17 protein-coding genes are annotated in these 17,182 nt (G+C 60.4%); 2 read left to right on the plus strand and 15 right to left on the minus strand.

Translation table 11 applies throughout. The features are described from left to right. Nucleotides 1-30: 30 nt before the first annotated feature. The 11 genes from PSH91_RS18815 to PSH91_RS18865 all read right to left on the minus strand — a co-directional run bounded on the left by PSH91_RS18815 (nucleotide 31) and on the right by PSH91_RS18865 (nucleotide 8,915). Nucleotides 31-1,017: a DNA polymerase III subunit delta' gene (locus tag PSH91_RS18815; protein WP_092458737.1), complete on the minus strand. Its 987-nt coding sequence runs from the start codon at nucleotides 1,015-1,017 to the stop codon at nucleotides 31-33. Beyond that, nucleotides 1,010-1,642 carry a dTMP kinase gene (tmk, locus tag PSH91_RS18820; RefSeq protein WP_047228202.1) on the minus strand — a complete coding sequence of 211 codons (633 nt, stop codon included), beginning with the start codon at nucleotides 1,640-1,642 and terminating at the stop codon, nucleotides 1,010-1,012. The genes PSH91_RS18815 and tmk overlap by 8 nt, the downstream gene beginning before the upstream one ends. Nucleotides 1,643-1,661: 19 nt before the next feature. Further along, nucleotides 1,662-2,756 carry an endolytic transglycosylase MltG gene (gene mltG / locus PSH91_RS18825; RefSeq protein ID WP_274090959.1) on the minus strand — a complete coding sequence of 365 codons (1,095 nt, stop codon included), beginning with the start codon at nucleotides 2,754-2,756 and terminating at the stop codon, nucleotides 1,662-1,664. 3 nt (nucleotides 2,757-2,759) lie between these two features. Continuing rightward, on the minus strand, nucleotides 2,760-3,575 hold the full coding sequence (pabC, locus tag PSH91_RS18830; RefSeq protein ID WP_305466472.1) for an aminodeoxychorismate lyase: 816 nt from the start codon (nucleotides 3,573-3,575) through the stop codon (nucleotides 2,760-2,762). Beyond that, nucleotides 3,575-4,819 carry a beta-ketoacyl-ACP synthase II gene (gene fabF / locus PSH91_RS18835; protein ID WP_047228200.1) on the minus strand — a complete coding sequence of 415 codons (1,245 nt, stop codon included), beginning with the start codon at nucleotides 4,817-4,819 and terminating at the stop codon, nucleotides 3,575-3,577. The genes pabC and fabF overlap by 1 nt, the downstream gene beginning before the upstream one ends. Before the next feature lie 109 nt (nucleotides 4,820-4,928). After that, nucleotides 4,929-5,165: an acyl carrier protein gene (acpP, locus tag PSH91_RS18840; RefSeq protein WP_047228199.1), complete on the minus strand. Its 237-nt coding sequence runs from the start codon at nucleotides 5,163-5,165 to the stop codon at nucleotides 4,929-4,931. Nucleotides 5,166-5,356: 191 nt separating this feature from the next. Next, on the minus strand, nucleotides 5,357-6,100 hold the full coding sequence (gene fabG / locus PSH91_RS18845; protein WP_107322019.1) for a 3-oxoacyl-ACP reductase FabG: 744 nt from the start codon (nucleotides 6,098-6,100) through the stop codon (nucleotides 5,357-5,359). Between the two features lie 15 nt (nucleotides 6,101-6,115). Continuing rightward, nucleotides 6,116-7,054 (minus strand): ACP S-malonyltransferase, encoded by a 939-nt coding sequence (fabD, locus tag PSH91_RS18850; protein ID WP_305466474.1) that lies wholly within the window; start codon nucleotides 7,052-7,054, stop codon nucleotides 6,116-6,118. 123 nt (nucleotides 7,055-7,177) lie between these two features. Then, the gene (gene plsX, locus PSH91_RS18855; RefSeq protein WP_076383831.1) at nucleotides 7,178-8,188 is read right to left on the minus strand and encodes a phosphate acyltransferase PlsX; all 1,011 of its coding nucleotides are present in this window, start codon (nucleotides 8,186-8,188) and stop codon (nucleotides 7,178-7,180) included. Nucleotides 8,189-8,191: 3 nt separating this feature from the next. Continuing rightward, nucleotides 8,192-8,374 (minus strand): 50S ribosomal protein L32, encoded by a 183-nt coding sequence (rpmF, locus tag PSH91_RS18860; RefSeq protein WP_003179396.1) that lies wholly within the window; start codon nucleotides 8,372-8,374, stop codon nucleotides 8,192-8,194. Nucleotides 8,375-8,387: 13 nt separating this feature from the next. Next, nucleotides 8,388-8,915 carry a YceD family protein gene (locus tag PSH91_RS18865; protein WP_003204262.1) on the minus strand — a complete coding sequence of 176 codons (528 nt, stop codon included), beginning with the start codon at nucleotides 8,913-8,915 and terminating at the stop codon, nucleotides 8,388-8,390. 105 nt (nucleotides 8,916-9,020) lie between these two features. Between PSH91_RS18865 and PSH91_RS18870 the strand changes: the two genes are divergently transcribed. Continuing rightward, a complete protein-coding gene (locus PSH91_RS18870; protein WP_139049462.1) occupies nucleotides 9,021-9,599 on the plus strand; it encodes a nucleoside triphosphate pyrophosphatase in 579 nt (192 codons plus the stop codon). Between the two features lie 159 nt (nucleotides 9,600-9,758). Here PSH91_RS18870 and PSH91_RS18875 read toward each other — a convergent pair whose 3' ends face one another. The 3 genes from PSH91_RS18875 to rluC are packed head-to-tail and all read right to left on the minus strand — an operon-like array spanning nucleotide 9,759 to nucleotide 12,378. Continuing rightward, complete coding sequence (locus PSH91_RS18875) at nucleotides 9,759-10,748, minus strand: S49 family peptidase (RefSeq protein WP_076383829.1); 990 nt, start codon at nucleotides 10,746-10,748, stop codon at nucleotides 9,759-9,761. A 21-nt stretch (nucleotides 10,749-10,769) separates the two neighbouring features. Continuing rightward, complete coding sequence (locus PSH91_RS18880) at nucleotides 10,770-11,432, minus strand: HAD-IA family hydrolase (RefSeq protein WP_047228193.1); 663 nt, start codon at nucleotides 11,430-11,432, stop codon at nucleotides 10,770-10,772. After that, a complete protein-coding gene (gene rluC, locus PSH91_RS18885) occupies nucleotides 11,422-12,378 on the minus strand; it encodes a 23S rRNA pseudouridine(955/2504/2580) synthase RluC (RefSeq protein WP_047228192.1) in 957 nt (318 codons plus the stop codon). The genes PSH91_RS18880 and rluC overlap by 11 nt, the downstream gene beginning before the upstream one ends. A gap of 699 nt (nucleotides 12,379-13,077) precedes the next feature. Between rluC and rne the strand changes: the two genes are divergently transcribed. Then, nucleotides 13,078-16,272: a ribonuclease E gene (gene rne, locus PSH91_RS18890; protein ID WP_305466476.1), complete on the plus strand. Its 3,195-nt coding sequence runs from the start codon at nucleotides 13,078-13,080 to the stop codon at nucleotides 16,270-16,272. A gap of 308 nt (nucleotides 16,273-16,580) precedes the next feature. Here rne and PSH91_RS18895 read toward each other — a convergent pair whose 3' ends face one another. After that, complete coding sequence (locus tag PSH91_RS18895; RefSeq protein WP_107322015.1) at nucleotides 16,581-17,171, minus strand: NTP transferase domain-containing protein; 591 nt, start codon at nucleotides 17,169-17,171, stop codon at nucleotides 16,581-16,583. Nucleotides 17,172-17,182 lie beyond the last annotated feature (11 nt).

Consider the following 17,182-nt stretch of genomic DNA (forward strand, 5'->3'; position numbering starts at 1 on the left):
TGCGATTGAGCTGAGTTTAGGCAGTGTCTGTCAGTTTCGACCAGGCAAACTCGCCCATTGCACCAACAGCGCCTCGAGCAACAGCACCCGATTGAGGTTCGCCTTGCTCAGCACCTTCTGACGTTGGGCAAGAATCCAGTCCTGAATGTTCAAGATTTTATCCTGGCTGCTTTTTTGCGCCAGGTACTGAATCACCTTGCGCATGTCCGCCAGTCCCAGCCCGGTTTCGTCCTCGGTGAGCTGGTAGCGCAGGATCAGACTCGACCAGTCACAGAACCAGTCGAACAGCAGAAGCAGCGGGATGGCGTTCCAGCCTTCTGCCAGTTGCGTGGGAGACTGTTGCTGCTTGAGCAGCTTCTTCACCCCATCCACCACCAGCGCCCGTTGTTCACGCACACCCTGGGCCTGAAGGCTGACGGCCGCCAACGGCGAGCCGGCGGCAAGGGTCAGCAACTCGACGCGTTCTTCGTCGCTGCTGTCAGGCAAGGCCTCGGCCAACCACTTCAAGCTCATCGCCTCACTGGGCAACGGACAGGCCTGCTGTACGCAACGGCTTTTGATGGTTGCCAGCAAGCGGCTCGGCTGGTGACTGACCAGCAACAGCACGGTATCGCCGGAAGGCTCTTCAAGGCTCTTGAGCAAGGCGTTGGCGGCATTGATGTTCATCGATTCCACCGGCTCGATCAGCACCACCTTGCGCCCGCCCATCTGCGAGGTCTGGACCACGAAGCTGACCAGATCCCGGACCTGGTCGACCTTGATCGCCTTGTCCGCCTCCTCCGGTTCCAACACGTAATTGTCAGGATGACTGCCAGCCTTGAGCAACAGGCAAGACTTGCACTCACCGCACGCGTTCGAGACACCCGGGCGCTGGCAAAGCAGGCTGGCCATCAGACGCTCGGCCAACGCCCGCTTACCGATACCGACCGGGCCGTGCAGCAGATAGGCATGGGCATGCTGTGCCCTTCCGGCCAGTTGTTGCCAGAGTCCGTCCTGCCAGGGATAGGCTTCAGCCACGGGCACGCTCCAACAAACGCGGCAACAAACCGTCCAGCGCCTGCTGGACTTGCGCCAACGGCTGAGCGGCATCAATCAACAGATAACGCGCCGGATCGGCCTTGGCCCGACTCAAAAAGGCATTGCGCACCGCGTTGAAGAACGCCTGGCCTTCCAGTTCGAAACGATCCAGCCGGCCCCGGGCGCTGGCGCGGGCCAGGCCGATTTCCACCGGTAGATCGAACACCAGGGTCAGGTCCGGCCGCAGGTCACCCTGGACGAAGGTTTCCAGCGCGGCGATGCGCTCCAGGGACAAGCCCCTTCCACCGCCCTGATAGGCATAGGTCGAATCGGTAAAACGATCGCAGAGCACCACCGCGCCACGGGCCAGCGCCGGGCGAATCACTTCGGCCAAGTGTTGTGCCCGGGCGGCGAACACCAGCAACAGCTCGGTGTCAGGGTTCATGACTTCTTCGATCGGCGCCAGCAGCACCTCGCGAATCCGCTCGGCCAGCGGTGTACCTCCGGGCTCGCGGGTCAACACCACCTCGATGCCGGCGGCTCGCAGGCGTTCGGCCAGGTATTCGCGGTTGGTGCTCTTGCCGGCGCCTTCAGGGCCTTCCAGCGTTATAAACAAGCCAGTCACGGGCGATCCTTAAACAAAGTCATTGCGAGCGCGGCGGCTCGCTGGCATTCGGTTCGTCGACAGACTCCTCGTCCGGCACAGTCGGGGCCGGACTGGAGCGATAATCGGCTCGGCGCTTGAGCTGATATTCGCGCACGGCGTTATTGTGCGCATCCAGGTCATCGGAGAACACGTGGCTACCATCACCACGGGCAACGAAGTAAAGGCTGTTGCCGGCAACTGGGTTCAACGCGGCGTGAATCGCCTCGCGCCCCACCATCGCAATCGGTGTCGGCGGCAGGCCAGGAATCAGGTAGGTGTTGTAGGGGTTTTCTTCCCTCAAGTGAGCACGGGTGAGTTTGCCGTTGTAGCGCTCGCCCAGCCCGTAGATCACGGTAGGGTCGGTTTGCAACAGCATGCCCAGGCGCATACGGCGCACGAACACACCGGCGATCTGCCCACGCTCCTCAGGCACGCCGGTTTCCTTTTCCACCAGGGATGCCATGATCAGCGCCTGATAGGGCTGGGAGTAAGGTAAATCGGCGGCGCGTTGCGCCCACTCTTTGGCAAGCACGTCTTCGAGCCGGTCGTAGGCAATTTTCAGCAGGTCAGCGTCCGATGTGCCACGCACGAAGCGATAGGTGTCCGGGAAGAACCGTCCCTCGGGGAATATCCCGGAATGGCCCAGGCGGTCCATCACTTCGCTGTCACTCAGACCGGCGAGGGTCTGCTGGAGTTTTTCATCCTTGGCCAGCGCCGCACGAACCTGGCGAAAATTCCACCCCTCCACCAGGGTGACGCTGTACTGCACCACTTCCCCGCGCTTCCAGACCTCGATCAGGCTTTCCATCGTCATGCCCGGCACCATCCGGTACTCACCGGAATGCAACGGTTGGCCGGCCAGATTGAAGCGCCAATAGACGCGCAACCAGAAAGCGTCCTTGATCAGGCCGTCCGCTTCGAGGCGCTTGAGGGTTCCGGTGGGGGTGGTCCCGTTGGGGACGTCCAGCAGTTCTTCCTGGGTGATGTTCAGCGGTTGTTGCAACGCCGAATGAATTTTCCAGGCGCAAGTGCCCAACAGCAGCACCGCCAGAACCAGTCCGGTTTCCAGCAGAAGCAAGAATTTACGTCTCACGAATCAAACATCCAATAGCGTGCGGGCAAGGGTCTGCAGTTTACGGGTGAGCGGCCCGGTCGACCAGCGCGCCGAACCGCATGCACGTACCGGCCATACGCCATAAACGCTGTTGCAGACGAAGACTTCGTCGGCCTGGTGCAGCTGTTCGAGGCGGATGTCGGTGATGTGCGTGGCGATGCCTTGAGACTCGGCTTGATACAATAATTCGGCCCGCATCACGCCGGCCACGCCACAACGGCTCAGGTCCGCCGTGACCAATTCACCATCGCGCACCAGAAAGAGGTTACTGAAGACGCCTTCGATCACTCGCCCGGACGTGTCCAGCATCAAGCCTTCGGCGTGCTCGGCATCGCGCCATTCGGCGCGGGCCATCACTTGTTCAAGACGATTGAGGTGCTTGAGACCGGCCAGCAAGGGTTGCTCGGACAGGCGGGTGGCACAGGGAAACAGGCGAACGCCCTGCTCGGCATGCACTAGAGGATAGGCGGCCGGCGGACTGCCCTGCAGGATGCGCCGGGACGGCGCCGAGGGATCAGCGCTATAACCGCGAAGACCATCACCGCGGGTCACGATCAACTTAAGTACGCCGTCACCCAGGCATTGCGCGTAGGCGCGCAACTCAGCCTCCAACGCCCCCATGTCAACCTGGAGCGTCAACCGCTGACAACCTAGCGCCAGACGCTGCAGGTGACGCTCAGGCAACACCGGTTTGCCATTGCGCACAGCGATGGTTTCAAACAACCCATCGCCGTAAGCCAGGCCGCGGTCCTTGAGCGACAGAACGTCGGCAGGCTGACCGTCGACCCAGCTTTCCATCAACCAGCGAACCGGCGGAACACCAGCGAGCCGTTGGTACCGCCAAAGCCGAAGGAGTTGGACAGCACCACATCGATGTCCATGCCACGCGCCGTGTGTGGCACGAAGTCCAGATCGCAGCCTTCGTCCGGCTCGTCAAGGTTGATGGTCGGTGGCGCGACCTGGCTGTTGATCGCCAGTACGCTGAAGATCGCTTCCACCGCGCCCGCGGCACCCAGCAGGTGGCCGGTCATGGACTTGGTCGAGCTGACCGCCAGTTTGTAGGCGTGCTCACCGAACACGGTCTTGATGGCCTGGGCCTCGGCAAGATCGCCCGCCGGGGTCGAAGTGCCATGGGCATTGATGTACTGCACCTGCTCGGCGTTGACCTTCGCGTCACGCAGTGCGTTGGTGATGCAGCGGGCAGCACCGGCACCGTCGGCGGGTGGCGAGGTCATGTGGTAGGCATCGCCACTGGTGCCAAAGCCAATCAGCTCGGCATAAATGGTCGCGCCGCGCGCCTTGGCATGCTCCAGCTCTTCGAGTACCAGCGCACCGGAACCGTCGGACAATACGAAGCCGTCTCGGCCCTTGTCCCACGGCCGACTGGCGCGGCTCGGTTCGTCGTTGCGGGTCGACAGCGCACGGGATGCGCCGAAGCCACCCATGCCCAGCCCGCAGGCCGCCATCTCGGCACCGCCGGCAATCATCACGTCGGCCTCGTCGTACATGATGTTGCGCGCAGCCATGCCAATGCAGTGGGTGCCCGTGGTACACGCCGTAGCAATAGCGTAGTTAGGCCCCTGCACACCCAGGTGGATGGACAGGAAACCGGAAATCATATTGATGATCGAGCCCGGCACAAAGAACGGAGAAATCCGTCGCGGCCCCGACTCGTGCAGCGTACGGCTGGTTTCTTCGATATTGGTCAAGCCGCCAATACCCGACCCCATGGCCACGCCGATACGTTCACGGTTGGCATCGGTGACTTCAAGACCGGCATTACGTACGGCCTGGAATCCGGCTGCCAGGCCGTATTGAATGAACAGGTCGAGCTTGCGGGCCTCTTTGACCGACAGGTACTCCTCGACATTGAAACCCTTTACCGAGCCGCCAAAACGGGTGGAATAGGCAGAAAGGTCGGTGTGTTCGATCAGACCAATGCCACTACGGCCAGCCAGAATGCCCTGCCAACTGCTCGGCACATCCGTGCCCAGTGGCGACAACATACCCATACCGGTGACTACGACGCGTCTACGCGACACAGCACTCTCCTTTATTCTAATGACGACTTTGCATCAGGCCTAAAGAAAAAACCGCACGCCATGATGGCAGTGCGGTTTTTCCATGACAGCTAGCGACGACTAAAAATAATTAAGCCTGATGCTTATTGATGTAGTCGATAGCCAGCTGAACAGTAGTGATTTTTTCAGCTTCTTCGTCAGGGATTTCGGTCTCGAATTCCTCTTCCAGAGCCATCACCAGCTCAACGGTGTCAAGGGAGTCGGCACCCAGGTCTTCAACGAAGGCAGCTTCGTTCTTCACTTCTTCTTCTTTGACGCCCAGTTGCTCGGCAACGATTTTCTTGACGCGCTCTTCGATGGTGCTCATACCTTGTTTTCACTCCTAATGGACAAATTCAGGCAGCTGGCCGGTGGGTAAGTGTATAGAAAGACTTTTCGGTTTTTCAACCGAAAGCTTCACTCCTCAAACCCAGCAGCCCGCCGCCTATAAATAGATTGCAGCTTTATAACGGATTTTAGACAGCTCGTATGACATTTTTTTGAAGCAATCCGTCACATTTAACTCATGTACATCCCGCCGTTTACCGGGATTGTAGCCCCAGTCACGTATGCCGCACCATCCGACGCAAGAAAAGCGACCACGGACGCGATTTCTTGAGCTTGCCCCAGACGACCCAGCGGAATTTGTGTCAACAAGGCTTCACGTTGCGCTTGCGGCAGTTCACGGGTCATGTCGGTATCGATGAAACCCGGGGCTACCGAGTTTACCGTAATCGAGCGCGAACCCACTTCACGCGCCAGCGCACGACTGAAACCTTCCAGACCGGCTTTGGCCGCAGCATAGTTTACTTGGCCTGCGTTGCCCATGGCACCCACAACCGAACCGATACTGATAATTCGACCCCAGCGAGCCTTGGTCATGCCACGCAGAACGCCCTTGGACAGCCGGTACAGGCTGTTCAGGTTGGTATCGATCACGTCGAACCATTCGTCATCTTTCATGCGCATCATCAGGTTATCGCGGGTGATGCCGGCATTATTGACCAGGATTGCCGGCGCACCGAACTGTTCCTGAATGTTTGCCAGCACCGCCGCAACGGATTCATCGCTGGTGACGTTCAGTTCAAGACCGGTGCCTTGGATGTCGTTTTCCTTCAGGGTAGCGGCGATGCGCTCGGCGCCCGAAGCGGAAGTCGCGGTACCAACAACGATGGCGCCTTGACGACCCAGTTCCAGGGCAATGGCCTGGCCGATGCCACGGCTTGCACCGGTCACCAGTGCAACTTTACCTTGCAGACTCATGCAAGCTTCTCCTGTTCAGGCCTGCGCTGCACGGGCGGCAGCGAAAGCATCTGGGGTATTGAGATTGGAAGTCGATACGCCTTCGGCGCAGCGTTTGTTCAGACCGGCCAGCACTTTACCAGGACCGCACTCGACCAGTTCGGTCGCGCCCTTGGCCGCCAGGGTCTGCACCGATTCGACCCAGCGAACCGGTTTGTAGAGTTGCTCCAGCAGATCACGCTTGAGGGTCTCAAGATCCGCAGCCACATCGGCGCTGACGTTCTGTACCACTGGAATCTGTGGCGCCTGCCAGTCAATGGCAGCAATAGATTCGGCAAAACGCTCAGCGGCCGGACGCATCAGTTCGCAGTGCGACGGCACGCTGACGGGCAACGGCATGGCACGCTTGGCACCACGGCTCTTGCACCCTTCAATGGCGCGCTCCACAGCAGCCTTGGCACCGGCAATCACCACCTGGCCAGGTGAATTGAAGTTCACAGCGCTGACCACTTCGCCTTGCGCGGCTTCGGCGCAGGCTGCCAGCACATCGGCATCTTCCAGGCCGAGAATCGCAGCCATGCCGCCCTGCCCGGCCGGAACGGCCTCCTGCATCAACTGGCCACGACGCTCCACGAGCTTCACCGCGTCACCCAGGCTCAGACTGCCAGCAGCCACCAGAGCGCTGTATTCGCCCAGGCTGTGTCCGGCAACGAACGCCGGACGCGCACCGCCCTCGGCCAGCCAGAGGAGCCAGAGTGCGATCGAGGCGGTCAGGATGGCTGGCTGGGTTTTGTCGGTTTGATTGAGTTGCTCTTCCGGCCCTTGCTGGGTCAGTGCCCACAGGTCATAGCCCAGAGCATCGGAAGCTTCTTTGAATGTTTCGAGGATCAACGGGTATTGCTCGCCCAGCTCGGAAAGCATGCCGAGGGACTGCGAACCCTGCCCAGGAAAGACGAATGCGAGAGATGCAGACATGAAAACAAAGCCCCTAATGATCTTGTCGTCAAAAATTGACGCCCCAGGGGGCGCTAGGAAACTGACAGTTGGATGGCGGCTTGAACCGACCGGTCACATTTAAGCATTGTCAGACGAAAACGCCTAAGTTAACAAATCTTCGAGGCGCCCATGAAGACGCTCCGGCAGGTTTTCCTGGATTTCGATCAGCGCGCGATTGATCGCACTTTGAAACCCCTGCACGCCCGCCGAACCATGACTCTTGATCACAATGCCCTGCAGCCCAAGAAAACTTGCACCGTTATGCCGCGCCGGCGCCAGGTCCGCCTGCAACCGACGCATCAACGGCAACGCCAGGGCACCGACCATCCGCGAGGCCAGGTTCTGCCTGAACAGCTTCTCGATACGCGCGCCGATCATGGTCGCCAGGCCTTCGCTGGACTTGAGCAAAATATTGCCGACAAAACCGTCACACACCACCACGTCCGCCTCACCCCGGTACAACCCATCGCCCTCAACGAAGCCGATGTAATTGATACCTCGCGCAGCCTGCAACAACGTGGCTGCCAGCTTGACTTGCTGGTTACCCTTGATGTCTTCGGTACCGATGTTCAGCAGCGCTACACGAGGGCGCACGATACCCAGGGTTTCAGCCGCTACCGAGCCCATCACTGCAAACTGCAGTAGATGCTCGGCACTGCAATCGACGTTGGCGCCCAGATCAAGGAGCTGGCAAAAACCACGCTGGGTGGGGATGGCCGCGACCATCGCCGGCCGGTCGATGCCCGGCAAGGTCTTGAGCACGTAACGCGACAGCGCCATCAGTGCACCGGTATTGCCTGCACTGACACACGCCTGGACCTTGCCATCGCGCAGCAGCTCAAGGGCTACACGCATCGAGGCGTCAGGCTTGCCACGCAGGACCTGGGCAGGTTTTTCGTCCATGGTGATGACTTCGGACGCAGGTGCGATCGTCAGGCGCGAACGATCCACAGCCGATTGGCCGTTGAGCATTTCTTCTAGAAGGGAGGGTTGACCGACGAGGGTCAGGTGCAACGAGGGTGTAGCATTCAGACAAGCAAGGCTGGCCTGAACAATGCTGCGGGGACCGAAGTCCCCGCCCATTGCGTCAATCGCGATGACTTGAGCGGACAAGGATTACTCGTCAGCGCCCTTGTCGATCACTTTACGACCACGGTATACGCCTTCTGGCGATACGTGGTGACGCAGGTGAACTTCACCGGTGGTTTTTTCTACAGACAGGGTGCTAGCCTCGAGAGCGTCGTGCGAACGGCGCATGTCACGGGCAGAGCGGGATTTTTTGTTCTGCTGAACAGCCATAATTGATTAACTCCTAAACGTTTGGGTCACGCTTTAACTGCGCCAATACACTGAACGGGTTGGACCGCGTTACCTCGTCCTCGCTCGGTTCGGGCTCATCTGCTCCCGCCGGCTGCTGGCATTCTTCCGGATGATGAGCAGGCACAATGGGCAAGGCGAGCAGAAGCTCCTCCTCGATCAGTGACTGCAGATCCAATGGATCTTCGCCCAGTTCCAGCACGTCATAACCTTTCGGTAACGACTGGGTATTCGCACCCTCCTTCACCACGGCGTAACTGCATTCGCTGTGGATCGGCAGGGTGACCAGCTCAAGACAACGCTGGCAAACCATTTTGACTTCAGTGTCGATAAAGCTGTGGATTACCACAGATTTACGTTCATCTCGTTCAAAAACGAATTTGGCCTGGACCGTACCGACATCGTCGGAAAGCGGGTCGCAGAGTCTCTTCAAATCGGCCAGCAGCAGTTCACCTTGAAGGGTGGTGCCACGGTCAGCCAATTTGCGCGGGTCAACGTGAGGTGGAATCGGGTCATTCAACATAGGCGCAGCATTATAGGGATGCCCCCGGCCATGTCAAAGGAAATTCAGCCCTGTCCGTCACTTGCGCGCCTCGCTAGAATTCGCCCCTGCCTTTTGGAGATGCCCATGCTGCCTTTATTACTCGCCTCAAGCTCAGTGTATCGCCGGCAATTGCTTGCCCGTCTGGGGCTACCGTTCGTCTGCAGCTCACCGGACATCGACGAAAGCCGTCGACCTGACGAGCCAGCACTCGACCTGGTAAAACGCCTGGCCCGGGAAAAAGCCCAGGCCCTGGCGAGCAGCCATCCGGCGCATCTGATCATCGGTTCGGACCAGGTGGCCGTGCTCGGCGAGCGCATCCTGGGCAAGCCCCATACATTCGAGAACGCCCGCGAACAACTGCTGGCCGCCAGCGGCGCCCGGATCAGCTTTCTGACCGGCCTGGCGGTACTTAACAGCCAGACCGGCGCCTGCCAGGTCGATTGCGTTCCGTTTACCGTCCACATGCGCACGCTGGACCCTGCACGCATCGAACGCTACCTGCTGGCCGAGCAACCTTATGACTGCGCGGGCAGCTTCAAGGCCGAAGGGCTTGGCGTGAGCCTGTTCCAGAGCACGGAAGGGCCAGACGCCACCAGCCTGGTTGGCCTGCCACTGATTCGCCTTGTGGATATGTTGCTGGCCGAGGGCGTGCAGGTTCCCTAAGCCAACATACAACGTGTAGCGAGGGCATTTATTTGTGGGAGCAAGGCTTGCCCGCGGCGATGCAGGCGCTGCGATGATGCAGACCAGCCGGGTTATCGCTCATCGCGAGCAAACTTTGCCCCCACAGCCAAGCCAAAGGGGATCGCGCAAACCAACGAATTAGCGCAATGCCGGCCCCTGGAACCCCATCCACATCGCCAGATGCTCGGCAATGCTCGCTCCCAGCTTCTTCGAGAAGCGATCAAACGGCGACTCTTCGATGGTGAAATCCACCAGCTCTTTTTCGCCAATCACGTCCCGCGCCACCGAACTGGCGCTGCCCAGGCCATCGATCAAGCCCAGCGGCAAGGCCTGCTCCCCAGACCAGACCAGCCCAGAGAACAGCTCGGGATGCTCCTTGTCTTTGAGGCGCTCACCCCGGCCTTTTTTGACGCTGGCAATGAATTGCTTATGGGTCGTGTCGAGCACACCCTGCCAAAACGCGGTTTCTTCAGGTTTTTGCGGCTGGAACGGATCAAGGAACGACTTATGCTCGCCGGAGGTGTACACCCGGCGCTCCACGCCCAGTTTCTCCATCGTCCCGACAAAACCATAGCCAGCCGCCGTCACGCCAATGGAGCCCACCAGGCTCGCCTTGTCGGCATAGATCTGATCGGCCGCGCTGGCAATATAGTACGCACCGGAAGCCCCCAGATCGGAAATGACCGCGTAGACCTTGGTGTTCGGGTGCAACGCGCGCAACCGGACGATCTCGTCATAGACATAACCCGACTGCACAGGGCTGCCACCCGGACTGTTGATGCGCAAGATCACACCCTTGACCTTGGGATCTTCGAAAGCAGCCCGCAGGCTACCGACGATGTTGTCCGCGCTGGCAGGCTCCTTATGGGCAATCATGCCTTCGATGTCGATCAATGCGGTGTACGCAGAACCCCGCACGGCGCTTTTTTCCATGTCGAACAGGGGCGTGAACAGCAATAGCGCGACAAAGAGATAAACGAACGTCAGCAGCTTGAAGAAAATGCCCCAGCGGCGGGAACGACGCTGCTCCTGCACACCGGCCAGCAAGGTCTTCTCCAACAGCTTCCAGCTTTTGTCGTCACCGTTCTCGGCGCTCGCCTTGGCCGGTGCCTTCCATTCGTCGGTCATGCAAGTATCCCCAGCAAAAACTTAATTGGCCCGCCGGCTCAGCCAGGCGTGCAACTCAGGAAAATGATCGATCGCCAACTGCGGCTCGAAGGCTTGCAGCGCCGCAATCGTCTGCGCGCCGTAGCTCACCGCAACCGACCCCATGCCGGCGTTGCGCGCCATCTGCAGGTCGAACGAGGAATCCCCCACCATCAACGCCTGCTCCGGCTGCATGCCGCAGTGAGCCAGTATTTGCTCAAGCATCAACGGATGCGGCTTACTCGCCGTTTCGTCCGCAGCCCGGGTGATATCGAAATAATCGTCCCAGCCATGGGACTTCAGCACTCGATCCAGCCCGCGACGCGCCTTGCCGGTGGCGACAGCCAAGCGATACCCCTCGCCCCTCAAGGTTTCAAGAGTGTCTACCACACCGTCAAACAACGGCGAAGGCTCAGCCTCCAGCGCAATGTAGTGATCAGCGTAATACTGGCGAAAAACCAGCAGCTCAGGGTCACTGATCTCCGGGTACAGACTGCGGATCGCTTCCGGCAAGCCGAGGCCGATGATGCCCTTCACGGCAAAATCATCACACCTGGCAAAACCCGCACGATCAGAGGCGGCATGCATTGCCTCCACGATCCGACCGATGGAGTTCGCCAGAGTGCCATCCCAATCGAAGATCAGCAGCTTGTATTCAGGATGCACTCAACCGCTCCACGGTCTTGGCCCACATTTCATCCACGGGAGCCTGCAATTTCAGCTCACCACCATCGGGCAACGGCACGGTCAACATGTAGGCATGGAGAAACAGGCGCTTGCCACCCAGATCACGGATTTCCCGGGTGAAGTCGTCATCGCCGTACTTGCTGTCCCCAGCGATGCAATGCCCGGCATGTAGCGTATGGACGCGAATCTGGTGGGTGCGGCCAGTCACCGGCTTGGCTTCGACCATGGTGGCGAAATCACCGAAGCGGCGCAGGACCTTGAACACTGTCAAGGCCTCCTTGCCTTCTTCGTTGACTTCCACCATGCGCTCGCCGGAACGCAGGTTGCTCTTGAGCAACGGCGCCCGAACTTGCTTGATGGAGGTATCCCAACGTCCCCGCACCAGCGCCATGTAGCGCTTGTCGACGCCATCGCCGCGCAATTGCTCATGCAAATGCCGCAACATGCTGCGTTTCTTGGCGATCATCAGCAGGCCGGAGGTGTCGCGATCCAGGCGATGGACCAACTCCAGCTCCTTGGCGTCGGGGCGCAACTGACGAAAGGCCTCGATCACGCCGAAATTCAGGCCGCTGCCGCCGTGAACCGCAATGCCCGCAGGCTTGTTGAGCACGATCAGCGCCTTGTCTTCGAAGACGATCGAGGCTTCCAGGCGCTGCAACAGGCCTTGGGCCAGGGGCACGGGCTCATCGCGCTCGGGCACGCGAACCGGCGGCACGCGCACGATATCGCCCGCCTGAAGCTTGTATTCGGGCTTGATCCGTCCTTTGTTCACCCGCACTTCACCCTTGCGCAAAATGCGATAGATCAAGGTCTTGGGCACGCCTTTGAGTCGGGCTAGAAGGAAGTTATCGATTCGTTGGCCGGCATATTCCGGCGAGACCTCGAGCAGTTGAACGCCAGGGGTCGAAGGGGCAGTAGTCGTCATGGCGGCGATGATAACAATTTTTTATGGAATTGAAGCACTTAATCATTGCTGCTATAGTCGCGAACGCCGCCAAAAGCGGCCGGACAGCGGACTAACGGTCAAAAACCGGCCCTGACCAACGCAATTCACGAGGACGAGAGGCCGTCCTACGGGGCTTTTGCTAGATAACGGCAGAGTTTGCAGGTGTAACGAGCGCAGGTGACATGAGGCCTGAAATACGCGGCAAAGCAGAGTTTTGACTCGCCTTGCGCGCCACATTCACGGCCAGTTCACAAAGTGCAGTCACCGGTAGACGACCCCGAGCGAGAGCTTCGGAAACAACGCCTAAATTAGCCATGATGCGTGACCTCCCCTTTCGGAGCTCACGGTAAATGCCAACCCGCTGCGGATTCTGCGCGCGGCAGCACCCGATTATCAGGGATACGTGTAGGGTGGAGATGTACAACCGTCGGACTGTGTAGCACTAGGCTTATATTTAGACGCTTCATCTCGTCCACAGGCGCCGGTTGATTCCTCCTCCTGACTGAGTGCTTGAACAGCCAGCAAGCAGGACGCGTCCGTCGCGACTTCGCCATCATTGGGTCGAACTCGCTGGACACTGGAATGGCCCGGCCACTTCCATGACGCACCTGACACCGACCGTGAGAAGTCGTGTGTGCCGAACGCCGTTTCCGGCAGCCCGGAAACCGACGGTACTACATGAAAAGAATGCTGATTAACGCAACTCAACCCGAAGAGTTGCGTGTTGCACTGGTAGACGGCCAGCGCCTCTACGACCTGGATATCGAATCCGGTGCACGCGAGCAGAAGAAGGCCAACATCTATAAAGGCCGGATTACTCGCATCGAACCAAGCCTTGAGGCTGCCTTTGTCGATTTCGGCTCCGAGCGCCACGGCTTCCTGCCCCTCAAAGAAATCTCCCGCGAATACTTCAAGAAGGCCCCTGAAGGCCGCGTCAACATCAAGGACGTCCTGAGCGAAGGCCAGGAAGTCATCGTCCAGGTCGAAAAAGAAGAGCGTGGCAACAAGGGCGCAGCCCTGACCACCTTCATCAGCCTGGCGGGCCGTTACCTGGTCCTGATGCCGAACAACCCTCGCGCCGGTGGTATCTCCCGCCGCATCGAAGGCGAAGAGCGCAATGAACTGCGCGAAGCCCTCAACGGCCTGGTTGCCCCAGCCGACATGGGCCTGATCGTTCGCACCGCCGGCCTTGGCCGCAGCAGCGAAGAAATGCAGTGGGACCTCGACTACCTGCTGCAACTGTGGACCGCCATCAAGGAAGCCTCGCTGGATCGCTCCGCGCCGTTCCTGATCTATCAGGAAAGCAATGTCATCATCCGCGCGATCCGCGATTACCTGCGCCAGGACATCGGCGAAGTGTTGATCGACAGCGTTGAAGCCCAGGACGAAGCCCTGACCTTCATCCGCCAGGTCATGCCGCAGTACGCCAGCAAGATCAAACTCTACGAAGACAGCGTTCCGCTGTTCAACCGTTTCCAGATCGAAAGCCAGATCGAGACCGCGTTCCAGCGCGTCGTAGAACTGCCGTCCGGCGGCTCCATCGTCATCGATCCGACCGAAGCCCTGGTGTCCATCGACATCAACTCGGCGCGCGCCACCAAAGGCAGCGACATCGAAGAAACCGCCCTGCAGACCAACCTTGAAGCCGCCGAAGAAATCGCCCGTCAGTTGCGCCTGCGCGACATCGGCGGCCTGATCGTCATCGACTTCATCGACATGACCCCGGCCAAGAACCAGCGCGCCGTGGAAGAGAAGGTCCGTGAGTGCCTGGAAGCCGACCGCGCCCGCGTACAGGTCGGTCGCATCTCGCGCTTCGGCCTGCTGGAAATGTCCCGTCAGCGCCTGCGTCCTTCCTTGGGCGAGAGCAGCGGCATCGTCTGCCCGCGCTGCAACGGCACCGGCATCATCCGTGACGTCGAGTCGCTGTCCCTGGCGATCCTGCGCCTGATCGAAGAAGAAGCCCTGAAAGACCGCACCGCCGAAGTTCGCGCGCAGGTGCCGATCCCGGTGGCTGCGTTCCTGCTCAACGAAAAACGCAACTCGATCACCAAGATCGAACTGCGCACCCGCGCCCGTATCGTCATCCTGCCGAACGATCACCTCGAGACGCCGCACTTCGAAGTGCAGCGCCTGCGTGATGACAGCCCGGAAGCCCACACCAATCAGTCCAGCTACGAAATCGCTGCTGCCGCTGCCGAAGTGGAAGAAGTGCAGCCGGCTGCTGCCACTCGCACCCTGGTTCGCCAGGAAGCTGCGGTCAAGACGGCTCCAGCCCGCGCCAATGCACCGGTTCCGACCGAAGCAGCCGCGCCGGCACCGGCACCTGCCGCCGCACCTGAACCAAGCCTGTTCAAAGGCCTTGTGAAATCCCTGGTCAGCCTGTTCGCCACCAAGGAAGAGCCGGCTGCGCCGACCGTTGTCGCCAAGCCAGCGGCTACCGAGCGTCCAGCCCGCAACGAAGAACGTCGCAATGGTCGTCAGCAGACCCGCAACCGCAACGGTCGTCGTGACGAGGAGCGCAAACCCCGTGAAGAGCGTGCACCGCGTGAAGAGCGCGCACCACGTGAGCCACGTGAAGAACGCCAGCCTCGCGAAGCCCGTGAGGAAGTGCCAGCCGTAGCCCGCGAAGAACGCGCGCCGCGTCCGCCGCGTGAAGAGCGCCAACCCCGCGCGCCTCGTGAAGATCGCAAGCCACGTGGCGAGCGTGAAGAACGTGTTCGCGAGCTGCGCGAACCGCTGGATGCCGCTCCCGCCGCTGCTGCCGCCACCGCTGAAGAGCGTCCGGCCCGTCAGCCTCGCGAAGAGCGCGCACCGCGTCCGCCACGTGAAGAGCGTCAACCACGCGCCGAGCAGGCTGCCGTTGCCAGCGAAGAGGAAGTACTGAACAGCGAAGAGCAACTGCAGGAAGACGGTCAGGACAACGCCGAAGGCGATCGTCCACGCCGCCGCTCCCGTGGGCAGCGTCGCCGCAGCAACCGTCGTGAGCGTCAACGCGACGCCAACGGCAATGTGATCGAAGGTTCGGAAGCCTCCGAATCCGCCGAGAACGCCGAAGCGCCAAGCGCTGCCGACCTGGCTGCCGGCCTGGCCGTCACCGCCGCGGTTGCCAGCAGCTCGATCAGCGCCCCCGCTGAAGCCGAGGCTCACGAACAGGCCGAACGCGCTACCGCCGTGGTGGAAAACGCCCCGGTTGAAGCGCCTGTGGTCGAAGCCACTACCCCGGTAGAAACCACCGCTTCGCCAGAAGTGGAACTCGCCCCGGTTCGTGAAGCCGAGCCTCAGGCAGAAGCAGTTTCCGAGCCTGCACCTGTCATCGAGCAACCTGTGGTTGCCGCTGAACCTGTGATCGAAGCTGTGATCGAGGAAAAAGCGCCGGAGCCGGTTCGCGAAGAACAGACCGCGTTCAACTGGCACGCCGAGCCAGCCGTCGTCGAAGCCGAGCCGGCAGCAGAAGCCGTGAAAGCAGCCGAGCCGGTCGTGGTCGAGCCAGCTCCAGCGGTTCAAGCGCCTGTGGTTGCCGAAGCTCCAGCCCCGGTAGAGGTGGAGGCGCCTGCCCCTGCCAGCGCCCTGACCCCCAACGGTCGTGCTCCGAACGATCCGCGTGAAGTGCGTCGTCGCAAGCGTGAAGCCGAGCGTCTGCAGAAGGAAGCCGAACAAGCTGCCGCTGCCGCTGCTCAAGCGCCTGCCGCTGAGCCAGCACCCGTGGAGCAAGCAATCGAGGCAGCCCCTGCCCCGGTCGCTGAAACCACCAGCGAACCCGCTCCCGCTGAATCGGCGCCGGTGATCGACGAACCTCAGCACTCCGCTGAAGAAGTCGCACCTCGCCACACTGAAGCCCTGGAAAAAGAGCACGAGCCTAAACCTCACGCCTGATTCCACCGCCCAGTAAAAAGCCCCGCCTGGTTGACGCCAGGCGGGGCTTTTTTATGTCTTCAGACTTAGTTACATGAGTGTTGGAAGCTGGATGGTGTGGAGCGGGCTTGCTGGCGAACATGGCCCGGCGTCCACCCTTGATGCAAGCTGACGCAGCGCTATCGCGAGCAGGCTCGCTCCCACAGGAGATTGGCGGCGGGCATAAATCTGGCGACCATCGAAATTCAGTGTGGGAGCGAGCCTGCTCGCGATAGCGCGGGCCCGGCTTGTATCAATGTTGCCTGCCCCACAGGAATCCGCGTCGGCTGTTACTTAAAGATCAGCGCTTCAGGCACGTCCACATCCCAAACCACCCCAGGATCGTCCACTGCCACCTCGACCACCCGCGCCCCGGTAAACAACCCCTTGGCGCCGCGATCAGCGGTCAATGCCATCAATTGCGGGCCAAACGCACGACCGAACCCCACGGGATGCCCATACTCACCCGCCAGGACCGGCACACTGATGCCCTCTTCGCTGATCTGCGCCACTACCTGCTCGATGCTTGACGGCAGGATGAACGGCATATCACCGAGCACGATCAACCAGCCATCTAGGTCCGGGCAAGCCTGGACACCCGCAGCGATACTGTCACCCAGCCCAGGCGAGTCCAGTTGTACAAAATCGCACCCGTAAGCCTGGGCCATGCGAATAGCCTGTGGACGGTCCTCACGGGTCACCAGCACGCGTTTTTCCAGAGAAGGCGGCAAGTTCACCAGCACCTGCTCGATGACCGATCGGACGGCGCCGTCACGCCCCGTGCAATCGGCCAGCAGCTTATCTTTGTCCTGGCCTGCAACCTGACGGAAACGGCTGCCCGATCCTGCCGCGAGAATGATCACACCAATCGATTCAGTCATCCCGTCTCCTC

This window comes from Pseudomonas sp. FP1154 (genome assembly GCF_030687245.1).
GTDB classification, from domain to species: Bacteria; Pseudomonadota; Gammaproteobacteria; order Pseudomonadales; family Pseudomonadaceae; genus Aquipseudomonas; species Aquipseudomonas rhizophila.

Bases quoted from the DNA above. Each gene is read 5' to 3' on its own strand.
- PSH91_RS18875 (WP_076383829.1), bottom strand. From the start codon at position 10,748: ATGACCGACGAATGGAAGGCACCGGCCAAGGCGAGCGCCGAGAACGGT.
- pabC (WP_305466472.1), bottom strand. From the start codon at position 3,575: ATGGAAAGCTGGGTCGACGGTCAGCCTGCCGACGTTCTGTCGCTCAAG.
- fabG (WP_107322019.1), bottom strand. From the start codon at position 6,100: ATGAGTCTGCAAGGTAAAGTTGCACTGGTGACCGGTGCAAGCCGTGGC.
- rne (WP_305466476.1), top strand. From the start codon at position 13,078: ATGAAAAGAATGCTGATTAACGCAACTCAACCCGAAGAGTTGCGTGTT.
- PSH91_RS18865 (WP_003204262.1), bottom strand. From the start codon at position 8,915: ATGTTGAATGACCCGATTCCACCTCACGTTGACCCGCGCAAATTGGCT.
- acpP (WP_047228199.1), bottom strand. From the start codon at position 5,165: ATGAGCACCATCGAAGAGCGCGTCAAGAAAATCGTTGCCGAGCAACTG.
- rluC (WP_047228192.1), bottom strand. From the start codon at position 12,378: ATGACGACTACTGCCCCTTCGACCCCTGGCGTTCAACTGCTCGAGGTC.
- PSH91_RS18895 (WP_107322015.1), bottom strand. From the start codon at position 17,171: ATGACTGAATCGATTGGTGTGATCATTCTCGCGGCAGGATCGGGCAGC.
- PSH91_RS18870 (WP_139049462.1), top strand. From the start codon at position 9,021: ATGCTGCCTTTATTACTCGCCTCAAGCTCAGTGTATCGCCGGCAATTG.
- fabD (WP_305466474.1), bottom strand. From the start codon at position 7,054: ATGTCTGCATCTCTCGCATTCGTCTTTCCTGGGCAGGGTTCGCAGTCC.
- rpmF (WP_003179396.1), bottom strand. From the start codon at position 8,374: ATGGCTGTTCAGCAGAACAAAAAATCCCGCTCTGCCCGTGACATGCGC.